This is a genomic window from Streptomyces populi (assembly GCF_002911015.1).
Taxonomy (GTDB): Bacteria; Actinomycetota; Actinomycetes; order Streptomycetales; family Streptomycetaceae; genus Streptomyces; species Streptomyces populi.
In genome coordinates this window covers 20,242-31,161 of the sequence record NZ_KZ626939.1, presented here as the reverse complement: position 1 = coordinate 31,161, position 10,920 = coordinate 20,242, and the positions used below count along the sequence as shown (strand labels likewise).

The 10,920-nt window shown below is 72.8% G+C and carries 12 protein-coding genes; 9 read left to right on the top strand and 3 right to left on the bottom strand.

Annotated features, from left to right (window positions below; genetic code table 11):
* The first annotated feature begins 174 nt into the window (after positions 1-174).
* The 3 genes from CW362_RS33700 to CW362_RS33690 all read left to right on the top strand — a co-directional run bounded on the left by CW362_RS33700 (position 175) and on the right by CW362_RS33690 (position 2,229).
* Positions 175-1,113, top strand: coding sequence for a PAC2 family protein (locus tag CW362_RS33700; protein WP_103553410.1), 939 nt, complete (start codon positions 175-177; stop codon positions 1,111-1,113).
* Between the two features lie 76 nt (positions 1,114-1,189).
* Positions 1,190-1,798: a dephospho-CoA kinase gene (gene coaE / locus CW362_RS33695; RefSeq protein ID WP_103553409.1), complete on the top strand. Its 609-nt coding sequence runs from the start codon at positions 1,190-1,192 to the stop codon at positions 1,796-1,798.
* A gap of 50 nt (positions 1,799-1,848) precedes the next feature.
* On the top strand, positions 1,849-2,229 hold the full coding sequence (locus tag CW362_RS33690; protein ID WP_103553408.1) for a tetratricopeptide repeat protein: 381 nt from the start codon (positions 1,849-1,851) through the stop codon (positions 2,227-2,229).
* Between the two features lie 55 nt (positions 2,230-2,284).
* Here the strand turns inward: CW362_RS33690 and CW362_RS33685 are convergent, their stop codons facing one another.
* Positions 2,285-2,596 (bottom strand): DUF6343 family protein, encoded by a 312-nt coding sequence (locus tag CW362_RS33685; protein WP_206301133.1) that lies wholly within the window; start codon positions 2,594-2,596, stop codon positions 2,285-2,287.
* A gap of 92 nt (positions 2,597-2,688) precedes the next feature.
* Here CW362_RS33685 and CW362_RS33680 point away from each other — a divergent pair, with 92 nt between their 5' ends.
* The 3 genes from CW362_RS33680 (at position 2,689) to CW362_RS33670 (ending at position 5,100) form a co-directional block, all read left to right on the top strand.
* Positions 2,689-3,675: an acyltransferase domain-containing protein gene (locus CW362_RS33680; RefSeq protein ID WP_103553406.1), complete on the top strand. Its 987-nt coding sequence runs from the start codon at positions 2,689-2,691 to the stop codon at positions 3,673-3,675.
* A 143-nt stretch (positions 3,676-3,818) separates the two neighbouring features.
* Entirely contained in the window at positions 3,819-4,496 is a 678-nt protein-coding gene (locus CW362_RS33675) for a class I SAM-dependent methyltransferase (protein ID WP_103553405.1), read from the top strand.
* 154 nt (positions 4,497-4,650) lie between these two features.
* Positions 4,651-5,100 carry a DoxX family protein gene (locus CW362_RS33670; protein ID WP_103553404.1) on the top strand — a complete coding sequence of 150 codons (450 nt, stop codon included), beginning with the start codon at positions 4,651-4,653 and terminating at the stop codon, positions 5,098-5,100.
* A 194-nt stretch (positions 5,101-5,294) separates the two neighbouring features.
* On the opposite strand, the gene CW362_RS33665 is transcribed toward CW362_RS33670, so the two are convergent.
* The gene (locus CW362_RS33665; RefSeq protein WP_206301132.1) at positions 5,295-5,951 is read right to left on the bottom strand and encodes an RNA-binding S4 domain-containing protein; all 657 of its coding nucleotides are present in this window, start codon (positions 5,949-5,951) and stop codon (positions 5,295-5,297) included.
* A 110-nt stretch (positions 5,952-6,061) separates the two neighbouring features.
* Here CW362_RS33665 and CW362_RS33660 point away from each other — a divergent pair, with 110 nt between their 5' ends.
* Complete coding sequence (locus tag CW362_RS33660) at positions 6,062-6,844, top strand: uracil-DNA glycosylase (protein WP_103553402.1); 783 nt, start codon at positions 6,062-6,064, stop codon at positions 6,842-6,844.
* Positions 6,845-6,898: 54 nt separating this feature from the next.
* On the opposite strand, the gene CW362_RS33655 is transcribed toward CW362_RS33660, so the two are convergent.
* A complete protein-coding gene (locus CW362_RS33655; RefSeq protein ID WP_103553401.1) occupies positions 6,899-7,303 on the bottom strand; it encodes a RidA family protein in 405 nt (134 codons plus the stop codon).
* A 195-nt stretch (positions 7,304-7,498) separates the two neighbouring features.
* On the opposite strand from CW362_RS33655, the gene CW362_RS33650 reads away from it, so the two are divergent.
* Together CW362_RS33650 and CW362_RS33640 are read left to right on the top strand one after the other, a co-directional pair.
* The gene (locus tag CW362_RS33650) at positions 7,499-8,236 is read left to right on the top strand and encodes a DUF7873 family protein (RefSeq protein ID WP_103553412.1); all 738 of its coding nucleotides are present in this window, start codon (positions 7,499-7,501) and stop codon (positions 8,234-8,236) included.
* Between the two features lie 693 nt (positions 8,237-8,929).
* The gene (locus tag CW362_RS33640) at positions 8,930-10,828 is read left to right on the top strand and encodes an FUSC family protein (RefSeq protein ID WP_240658163.1); all 1,899 of its coding nucleotides are present in this window, start codon (positions 8,930-8,932) and stop codon (positions 10,826-10,828) included.
* The last annotated feature ends 92 nt before the right edge of the window (positions 10,829-10,920 follow it).

Genomic DNA, 10,920 nt, shown 5'->3' with positions numbered 1-10,920 from the left:
GTCCGGTGGCCTCCGGGCTCGCGGTGCGGTTCCCGGGGCCGGTGTGCCCTCCGGAGCCTGCGGTCCCGAGCCTGGTGCGCCCTCCGGAGCCTGCCGTGCGGACCCGGCACGGGACGGGACTGTCCGTGCTCCATGCCACGTTGTGCACTACGAACACGAGGAGGAGCGGTCACAGTGCTTGATCCGCAGGGTTTGTACGCATGGGAGCCGAAGGGCCTGGCCGTGGTCGACACGGCGCTCGCCCAGGAGTCGGCCGGTCTTGTCATGCTCTACCACTTCGACGGATACATCGACGCGGGCGAAACCGGCGAGCAGATCGTCGACCGGGTGCTCGACTCGCTGCCCCACCAGGTCGTGGCCCGTTTCGACCACGACCGGCTCGTGGACTACCGCGCCCGCCGTCCGCTGCTGACGTTCAAGCGCGACCACTGGGCCGAGTACGAGGAGCCGACCCTGGAGGTCCGGCTCGTGCAGGACGCGACCGGCGCGCCCTTCCTGCTGCTGTCGGGGCCCGAACCGGACACCGAGTGGGAGCGCTTCGCCGCCGCCGTCCAGCAGATCGTGGAACGGCTCGGGGTCCGCCTCTGCGTGAACTTCCACGGCATCCCCATGGGCGTCCCGCACACCCGCCCCGTGGGCCTCACCCCGCACGGCAACCGCACCGACCTGGTGCCCGGCCACCGCAGCCCCTTCGACGAGGCGCAGGTCCCCGGAAGCGCCGAGTCCCTCATCGAGTACCGCCTCGCGGAGGCCGGCCACGACGTCCTCGGTGTCGCCGCGCACGTGCCCCACTACATCGCGCGCTCCCCGTACCCGGACGCGGCGCTGACCGTCCTGGAGTCCATCACGGCCGCGACCGGACTGGTGCTTCCCGGGATAGCGCACGCCCTGCGGACCGAGGCGCACCGCACCCAGACCGAGATCGACCGTCAGATCCAGGAGGGGGACGAGGAACTCGTCGCCCTCGTCCAGGGCCTTGAGCACCAGTACGACGCCGCCGCGGGCGCCGAGACCCGTGGCAACATGCTCGCGGAACCGGTGGACATCCCCTCGGCGGACGAGATCGGCCAGGAGTTCGAGCGTTTCCTGGCGGAACGCGAAGGCGACGCTTGACCTCTCCTCCCGGGTCCCTGGACTCCCGGGCTCCCGGACGGAGAGTCCGTCAGTGGCAGGGCCTAAGCTGCCAGACATGCTGAAGGTGGGCCTGACCGGTGGTATCGGCGCCGGCAAGAGCGAAGTGTCACGGCTGCTCGTCGAGCACGGCGCGGTGCTGATCGACGCGGACAGGATCGCGCGGGAGGTCGTCGCACCCGGAACTCCCGGGCTGGCGGCGGTCGTCGACGCCTTCGGCGAGGGCGTCCTCGCTCCCGACGGAGGCCTGGACCGGCCGAAGCTCGGCTCGATCGTCTTCTCCGACCCGGGGAAACTCGCCGTCCTGAACTCGATCGTCCACCCCTTGGTCGGCGAGCGCTCGCGCACCCTCGAGGACGCCGCGCCCGAGGACGCCGTCGTCGTCCACGACGTGCCCCTGCTCACGGAGAACGGTCTGGCCGCGCTGTACGACCTCGTGATCGTCGTGGACGCCCGCCCCGAGACCCAGCTCGACCGCCTCGTCCGCCTGCGCGGCATGACCGAGGAGGACGCCCGCGCGCGCATGGCCGCGCAGGCCTCGCGCGACAAGCGGCTGGAGATCGCGGACGTCGTGATCGACAACGACGTCCCCCTGGAGGAACTGGAGCGGCGCGTACGGGACGTATGGGCCGATCTCGTGCGCAGAGCCCGCACGCCCCAGGAATAGCGCCCCTCGGAAGGGGCGTTGAACCCTTGCAGCGAGGGAAGGACTCTGCCGTGCCCGAGACCAGCGGATCGATCGGACGAACTCCCGAGACGCACGTCATCGACTTCCGCGCCGCCGAGCAACTGCTCGCCGCGCGCGACCCCCGGGGCGCGGTGAAGCTGCTCGACCCGGTCATCGCCGCCCACCCGGAGAACACCGCGGCCCGGCTGCTGCGCGCGCGTGCCTTCTTCGCCGCCGCGCAACTGCGGCCCGCCGAGCTGGAGTTCACGATCGTCCTGGAGCGCGAGCCGGACAACGCGTTCGCGCACTTCGCGCTCGCCCGGACCTACGAACGCCAGCGGCGCCCCGAGCAGGCGAAGCGGCACTTCAGACTGGCGGCCGCGCTCGACCCGAAGCCCCAGTACCTGCGGGCCGCACGCTTCGACTCGTAGCGCGTCCGCGCCGGACGGTTCGACCGCCCGGCGCTTTCGTGACCGTCCGGCCGTCTCAGGGATGCGACGGCCTCGACGGCCGGCGTCGCTCGGGCGGCCGGTACGCGCGCCGGTCGTCCACGGGCTCGTACGGCGGGACGTCACGGCCCGGCTGGTAGTGCGGGCCCTCTCTGATGTGCCGAAGGATCATGGTCATGTCGACCGTGACGATCACCCACAGCGCGGCGCACGCCGCCGCCCACCCCGGCCGTCCCACCAGGATGAACGCGACCGTTCCGAAGACGGCCCAGACCAGGCCCCAGACGCTCAGCCAGAAGCGCATCCGCAGAGCGCTGCGCGCTGTCACCGGTTCACTGCCCGTACGCATCAGGATCACCACTCCTATGAGGAAACGTACTCTTCGTGGTGCACGTTCACCAAGGGAGAGCGGTCGCGCGACGGCCGCCGGGGGAGGCGACGGTGCTGCTGAAGGCTCTGCGGGCGGACGCGAGGACCGCCGAGTGGCTGAGGGACCTGGAGAGCGAGAGCCCCGGCCCGCGGGAAGTGCCGCTCCCGGACGCCGACGCGTTGCCCGACATCCTGCTCGACCTGTCCGTGCCCCATGAACACATCAATGAACTCGTCGCGCTGCGCGCCCGGCTGGCCACAGACCCGGAGGCGATGGCCCTTCTCGCGCGCTGCGTCACCCGCTTCGTGCGGGACATGGGCGGCATAGGGAAGGGCTGGGAGCCGCCCGCCTTCCCCGAGACGGCGGGACGACTCGGGCGCTGCTTCCATCTGTACGTCTTCATAGCGTCGCTTCCGTACGTCCGCGCCCACCACCGGGAGCGCGGGGTGCCGGAGGACGTCTCCCGGCGCACGCTCGCCGACCTCGGCCGTCACGTGTCCGTGCACCACCGAAGAGCCGGCGGCCCCGGACTGCTGTTCCCCTGGTGGATCGCCCTGCACTTCCACGGCGAGCTGTTCCAGCTGGGACGGCTCCAGTTCCAGCGGGTCCTGCCCGGGCGGCGCACGGCCGACGCCGTCGAGGCGGCGGGGCTGGACCTGGACCCCGGCGCCCCCTGCCTGAGCCTGCACATCACCGACTTCCGCGGCCCCCTCTCCCCGGCCGCGTGCGACCGTTCGCTCGCCCTGGCCCGGGAGTTCTTCGCCCGTCACTACCCCGAGGAGCGCCACGGGATAGCCCTCTGCGACTCCTGGCTGCTCGACCCGCAGCTCAAGCGGTATCTGCCGGCCGACTCCAACATCATTCGCTTCCAGGACCGCTTCCGTCCGCTGCACGAGGAGAAGACCCCGGACGACACGGCGCCCGTCGGCTTCGTCTTCGGCGATCCGGACCTCCCGCTCGACGAACTCCCGCGGCGCAACAGCGTCGAGCGCGCGGTGGCCGACCACCTGCGCGGGGGCGGACATTGGTACGGCGGACGGGGATGGTTCGCGCTGTAGTACGTCCCGCCGGACCGCCGGACCGCCGGACCGCCGGACCCCAGGCTCGGGCCGACGCCCCTCCAGCACCTCACTCGAACGGGCGAAGGGGGGAGGGGAACGGGCTTGCGGAAGCCGTTCGTTGGGCGGGTATGAGAATCGAAATGCGTCAGGGGTACGAGGGCACGGGACCCGGTGCCATCACACCGGACGGCTGCGCGGTCGAGCTCTACACCCGTCTGCCCGTCGGAACCGAACCGGACATCATCACCGCTGCGGTGCCCGCCGCCGCGCACATCCTGGAACTGGGCAGCGGGGTCGGCCGGATGACCCACCCGCTCCTGGACCTCGGCTTCGCGGTCACGGCGGTGGACGAGTCCGCCGACATGCTGGAACACGTCCGAGGGGCGCGCCGGATACGCAGCAGCATCGAGGATCTCGACCTCGGTGAGACGTTCGACGTCGTGCTGCTGGCGTCGTTCCTCGTGCACGCCGGGGACGTCAGAGTGCGGCGGGCTCTCCTGGACACCTGCGCCCGCCATGTCGCGGACGACGGTTGTGTGCTGATCCAGCGCGAGGGAGAGGACTACCACACCGACGTGCCCCGCGAGCGCGCCGACCCGTCCGGATTCGTCGTACGGATCCTGTCCGCCGAACCCGTCGGCGACGGGTCCTCCTCGGTCCGCGCGGAGTACGTGTTCCCGGACGCCACCTGGACCCAGACGTTCCTGTCCCGCCCTTTGACGAAGGACGCCTTCGAGGAGGCGCTGGCGGAGGCGGGGCTCAAGGTGGACCGGTATCTGACGGACGACGGAATATGGGTGAGGGCGGTGAAGGGGTGAGCGGCGGCCGCCGGACGGGAACCGCCCCGTTCGGCGCCGAAAGCGGTGAGCCGCGGTCGCCGGGCGGAACAAATCCCGTTCGGCACCGATGAGTTACCGGCAGTGCCCAGGTCTACCTCTGTGAAAGCAGCCACCGCTTCCCACAGGAGACCCCATGTCCGAGACCGCTCTCCCCCTCACCGCCACCCGGGCCGCCGTCACCCCCCGCTCCCGCGCCGCCCGTGTCTCCCTGACCGCCCTGCAGATCGTCCTCGGCCTGTTCTACGCGTTCGCGAGCGCTCTTCCCAAGCTGATCGCCCACCCCTCGGCCACGGAGTCGTTCGACAAGCTGGGCTGGGGTCACACCGGTATGTACGTCATCGGCGCGCTCGAACTCGCCGGGGGCCTCGCCCTGTTGGTCCCGTTGCTGGACGGGGTGGCCGCGGTGGCGCTCGGCGCGCTGATGGTCGGTGCGTTCATCGTCAACGTCACCGTCGTCCACGGCCCGTACGTGGCGACCCCGCTCGTCCTGATGCTGCCGCTCGGTCTGATCGCCTGGGTCAGGCGCGGCCACACGACCGAACTGCTCCGCCTGGTACGACGGCGGGCGGGGCGCCGGGGATGACGCCGGGTGTGACGGCGGAGCAAGGGCGCGGGGCTCCTCCGGGAACGGGGGAGTCCTCGATGCCGCACGGCCGTGTGCCCGCCGGTGTGCCCGTGTCGCCGTGTTCCGTACGGTCGGGAAGCCGGGACACCGGCGGAGCGGCCCGGGGAACCGGACGAGCGGGGCGGAAGGGCGGGCGGGGGAGAGGGAGCGGCTCAGCGGCGGGGGGAGCCCCCGGACCCGGTCGTGCCCGTGGAACCGGACGAGCCGGTCGGTCCCGTGGAGGGACCCGAGGACCGGACGGGGCCGGACGAGCCCGTCTGCATGCCCCGCAGACGTTCCATCTCGCGGCGGTCCCGCTTGGTCGGGCGTCCCGCGCCCCGGTCCCGGACGCCCGCCGGAGCCAAGGCCTCGCGCGGCGGGGGCGGGGGGCTGTTGTCGACGTAGCACTCGGCGGCGACGGGAGCGCCGACCCGCTTGCGGATCACGCGCTTCACGACGACGACCCGTTCACGGCCCTCGTGCCACACACGGACCTCGTCGCCCACGCGGACCGAGTACGCGGGCTTGACGCGTTCCCCGTTGACCCGGACATGGCCGCCCTTGCAGGCCGTGGTGCCGATCGAACGGGTCTTGACGAGACGGACGGACCAGATCCAGGCGTCGACCCGCACGCTCTCGCCACCGGCGGGCCCGGCGGCGACAGCGGCCCCGACGGCGGCAGTGGTCGCGGAAGCCGCCGTGGAAGCGGCCTCGGAGCCGGTTCCGGAGCCGGTCCTGGCGTCGGCCGTGGCGGCCTTCCCGCCGTCCGAGCCGCGCCCGCCTCCGGTACCCGCGCCCTTCATCTCCCCGTCAGCACGCTGAGAAGCCATGGCCCGACTCTAACGCCCGCGACCCGGCACACCGCACGCCTTTTCCGTCGCACGGACCGCACCGGACGCGCGGTCCCCGGGCGCGGGCGGGCCGGTCGTACGGTGGTGATGTGGACAGCAGCTCTCCGGCGCAGGGCGCGGCCCGCTCCGCCGACCTCGCCGCGCTCGACGTGCGGATCACCGGCTGTCGGGCCTGTCCGCGGCTCGTCGCGTGGCGCGAAGAGGTGGCCGCCACCAAGCGTGCCGCCTTCGCCGACCAGACGTACTGGGGGCGTCCGGTGCCCGGTTTCGGGCCGCCCGACGCCCCTCTCCTCGTCGTCGGGCTCGCACCCGCCGCGCACGGCGGCAACCGGACCGGACGGATGTTCACCGGGGACCGGTCGGGTGACGTGCTGTACGCGGCGCTGCACGACATCGGGCTCGCCTCGCGGGGCACCTCGGTGAGGGCCGACGACGGACTGGAGCTGTACGGCGTGCGCGTCACCTCTCCCGTGCACTGCGCGCCGCCCGCGAACAAGCCGACGCCCGGCGAGCGGGACACCTGCCGGCCCTGGCTGGTCAGGGAGCTGGGGCTGCTGCGGCCCACGCTGCGCGCGGTGGTCGTCCTCGGGGCCTTCGGCTGGCAGGCCGCCCTGCCCGCCCTCACGGAGGCGGGGTGGGCGGTGCCGCGGCCTCGTCCGGCGTTCGCGCACGGGGCCCGGGTGACGCTCGTACGGCGGCCGGAACCGGACGCCCCCGGTACCGGCCCCGCCTCCGCCGAGCTCTTCGGGTGCTTCCACGTCAGTCAGCGGAACACCTTCACCGGGCGGCTCACCCCCGCGATGCTGCGACAGGTCCTGGCCACGGCGGCGGAGTCCGCGGGACTGCCGACGCGCTCCCCGTGGACGTCATGAGGGTGCCGGGCGGGGCGGGCCCGGTCCCGGATCACGCCCCGGGACGCCCGCCGGTCACGCCTCGGGGACGACCGCGGTCGCCGTGATCTCCACGAGCTGCCCGGTGTACCCGAGACAGGCCACGCCGAGCAGGGTCGAGGAGTGCGGGCCGATGCTCAGCCCGGAGGCCTCCACGACGTTCCAGACCGCGGACAGGACTGCGGTCTCATCACTGACGACGTACACGTCGGTCGACACGACATGGGCCATGTCGCTCCCCACGGCACGCAGCTGCTCGTCGAGGTTGGCCAGTACCTGCTCGGCCTGGCGTACGGGATCGTCCGGGCCGACCAGCTTCCCGTCGGCGTCGAGCGGCACGGATCCGGCGAGGAAGGCCAGCTTCGTCCCCGCCTCGACGACGGACGCGTGCGCGTAGACGGGCGGGGTGAAGAGACCGGGAACGGTGACGCGTCGGATCATGGGGGCTCCCTGTGGGCGGGGTCGTCGGCGGAGTGAGGGACAACCTGCCGATGATGCGGGTCCGACGCGGGTTCACGCACCCCGATTACCGCCGACGGCACGCGGGGCGTGCGGGACGGACCCGCGGGACGCCGTCCCCGTCCCGGGCGAATAATCCTTCGAATGATCCCCGTCGGCACTGCTACGGTCACCGACGTGGCGAAACTCAATCAGATCATCGCAGTCGAGAAGGGCGTCAAGTCCAAGTCCCACCAGGACCTGACGGCCGCTCATCATGGCCTGCAGAAGCCTGCGTTGCTCGCGGGCATCTCGCGGACGTACCAGCCCAAGGACGAGGAGGGCGAACAACTGCCGCCCGAGTCGACCCGGGTCCAGGTGCAGGCCGAGGACGTGCTGAGGGACACGGCGGCGACCCTGACGCGACTGTTCGACGTGACCGCCACCAAGGACTGGGCCAACTGCGCGGCGAGGGCCGACGTGGTGGTGGACGGGCGCGTGCTCGTCGCCGAGGTGCCGGTGTCCTACCTGCTCTTCCTCGAGAAGCAGCTCACCGATCTCAACACCTTCGTACGCAAGCTGCCCGTCCTCGACGCCTCCGAGTCCTGGGTGCGGGATCCGTCCACCGACGCCTGGAAGACCGAGCCGGTGCGGACCCTCCGTACGAAGAAGGTCCCCCGGAACCACGTCAAGGCCGAGGCCACCGAGAAGCACCCGGCCCAGGTCGAGGTGTACTACGAGGACGTCCCCGTCGGCTACTGGACGACCGTCAAGTTCTCCGGTGCCCTGCCCGCGCGGCGCGTGAACGAACTCCTCGACCGCGTGGAGAAGCTGCAGCAGGCGGTCAAGTTCGCCCGCGAGGAGGCCAACGGCGTGGACGTCGTCGACCAGCGCGTCGGCGACGCCGTTTTCGGCTACCTGTTCGCACAGGGGTAGCCTCTGAACTCCCCGGCCGCGACGCACTGCGGCCGGGGTGCGCGAGGAGCGCAAGCTGAAGCTGAGGCTTGTCGTGAATGCACGGTTCCAGTGGAGGTTCGAGTCCTCCCCGCGGCACCACAGAACACTCCGGCCGGGAACTCCGGCCGAGGGAGTGTTCACGCGCCGCGGTAGCCCAATCGGAAGAGGCAGACCGTGATCAATCTCAGACTATTGCTCCAGACTCAGTATTCGCCGCCGATCGCCGGATCGACCGGGCCCAGGCCCCAGTACGCCGAAATGCTGGTTCAAGTCCAGCCCGCGCAGCTCGATGCGTGGTGGTCCAAAGGCAGGACGCGGCGACATAACGACTGACCTGGGTTCTCAAGCGTGCCGGCGTGCGACATGGCGGCATTCCAGGGTCCGGGGGCCGGCTACGCCCTCGGACCCGCTCCTCCTCCCTCCCGGAGCGGCGGTTCCCGCCTCCTCCTCCGAGCCGCTCCCGCGCGTGTCTCTCCCGATCCGATCCGACCCGTCTCGCGCGCGGCGCTCCTCGTCCGTCCCCCGCGGAACGTCACGCCCGTCTCCCGTGAGATGTCACATCGCGGAAATCATCGCGTTCGTTCTCCGCGGGCAGCGCGCACTACCCTGAGAACGACACGAGCCCGGCCGACGTCGCCCGAAGGCACCCCGCCCTCGCCCGACAGGAGCCCCGTGCGCCTCCCCCGCCCCGCCGCACCTCCCTGGCTCGCCCACACCCTGCGCGCCCAGCGCGGACCGGTCCCCTGGAACGCGGTCGTCCGGGGTGCGCTGGCCGCCGGGCCGCTGCTGCTCGTGGCCGTACTGAACGGTCGTACCTCGCTCGGGGTGATCGCGGCCCTCGGCGCCATGCTGGCGGGGATCAACGACCGGCCGGGCAGCCGCAGGGTCGCCGTCGAGCGGCTCGGGGCACCGGCCCTCGCCGGGGCCGCCGGTCTGCTCGTCGGATCGTACGCCGGGCGGCACACCGGCGCCGTGGCGCTCACCGTCGTCCTCACCGGGCTCGGACTGCTCGCCGGAGCCGTCAGCGCCGTCGGACCCGTGGCCTCCGGGGCCGGGACCCAGCTGCTGGTCGCCTCGGCGATCGGGGCCGGGATGCCGTCGCCCGAACCGGGGTGGGTGCGCGCACTGCTCTTCCTGGGCGGGGCCGGCTGGCTGCTCGCACTGCGGCTGGCACTGCCGACGGCCACGGTGAACCCCGGTGACTACCGCTTCGACGGGGAGCGGGAGGCCGTCGGCGGTGTGTACGACGCCGTCGCCCTGCTGCTGCTCGCCGTGGGCGGACCCGACGCGACCCGGCGGCGCGTCGCGCTGACCGCGGCCCTCGACCACGCGCAGGACGCGCTCGACGGGCCCCGGCTGCGGCGGTACGCCAGTTCCGCGGCCGAGCGGCGACTGCACGCGCAGTACGCCGCCGCCCTGCCGCTCGCCGAGGCCGCGACGGCGCTCGCCTGGGCGGGCGAGGCCGTGCCCGCGCGGGCGGCGGAAGGCCCCCGGCGGCTCGCGGCCGCCGTCCGCACGGGTGCCCCCACCGGGCCGCTGCCGGCGCCCGCTGTCCCCGGCCCCCGGTCCGGCCCGCCCGGGAGAACCTCCGTCGTTCCCGCGCTGCACGCTCTCCACGACGCTCTGCTGCACGCCGCCGAGACCTTCGACCGGGGCTCCGGGAACGTTCTGCACAACCGGCGGCGCACCGCCGTCTCCCTCGTCCGCACCGTGTTCGGTTCCGCCGGGCGCGAGTACGGCATCCGGGTCGCCCTCTGCTTCGGCGCCAGCGTCGCCGTGGCCCAGGCCCTGCACCAGGCGCGCTGGTACGGCAGCCACCCGCACTGGTACTGGCTCCCCGCGACCGCCGTCTTCCTCGTCAAGCCCGATCTCGGACCGCTCGCCTCGCGCGTGCTGTGCCGGGCGGCGGGGACGGTCCTCGGCGCGGTCGCCTTCGCGGGGCTCGCCCTCCTGCTGCCGCGGCCGGAGGGGTTCGTCGCCCTGGTGGCGGTCAGCGGCGCGCTCATCCCCGTCGCCACCCGGCACTTCGCCGCGCAGACCGCCGTCGTCACGGTCCTCGTCCTCGCCCTCGTGATGGTCGGCGGTGAGCCTCAGGCCTCCTGGAACCGGATCGTGGAGACCCTGCTGGCCTGCGCGATCGTGCTGCTCGTCGGACATCTGCCGACACTCGGACAGCGCGGCGGGACCGTGCGGGCGAGGCTCACCCGGGCCGGCGAGGCGGCGGACGTCTATCTCACCCATGTGCTGGGCGACGGTACGGCCCGTGACCGTACGGGCCGCTGGGTCCTGCGCCGGGAGGCGTATCGCGCGCTCGCCGAGGCCCGTGCCGCGATCGACGTCGCCGCGGCCGAGCTCCCCGCCCTGGCACGCCACTCCGAGGGCACGGCCGCGGTCGCGGCCACGCTGGAACGGCTCGTCGACACGACCACGGCGTGTGCCGTGCAGCTCGACGGCACCGGCCGGCTCACGCCCCGGCACACCGAGCGGATCGACGAGCTCCTCGGCGAACTGGCCGAGCGGTGCGAGCGGGCGGGACTCGGGGCGGCGCCCACGCGTCCCGCCGCGGTGTGACACCGGGGCCGGGCGGCGCCCGTACGGCTTCCGGAACGAGCCCCCTGCGGAGCCACCGGGACCAGGTCCTTGGTCCGTCCGCGGCTCCACGG

What these genes read in the sequence shown, in the direction of transcription:
- CW362_RS33675 (WP_103553405.1), top strand. Translation starts at nt 3,819, where the DNA reads ATGCGTCAGGGGTACGAGGGCACGGGACCCGGTGCCATCACACCGGAC.
- CW362_RS33655 (WP_103553401.1), bottom strand. Translation starts at nt 7,303, where the DNA reads ATGATCCGACGCGTCACCGTTCCCGGTCTCTTCACCCCGCCCGTCTAC.
- CW362_RS33670 (WP_103553404.1), top strand. Translation starts at nt 4,651, where the DNA reads ATGTCCGAGACCGCTCTCCCCCTCACCGCCACCCGGGCCGCCGTCACC.
- CW362_RS33685 (WP_206301133.1), bottom strand. Translation starts at nt 2,596, where the DNA reads ATGCGTACGGGCAGTGAACCGGTGACAGCGCGCAGCGCTCTGCGGATG.
- coaE (WP_103553409.1), top strand. Translation starts at nt 1,190, where the DNA reads ATGCTGAAGGTGGGCCTGACCGGTGGTATCGGCGCCGGCAAGAGCGAA.
- CW362_RS33665 (WP_206301132.1), bottom strand. Translation starts at nt 5,951, where the DNA reads ATGGCTTCTCAGCGTGCTGACGGGGAGATGAAGGGCGCGGGTACCGGA.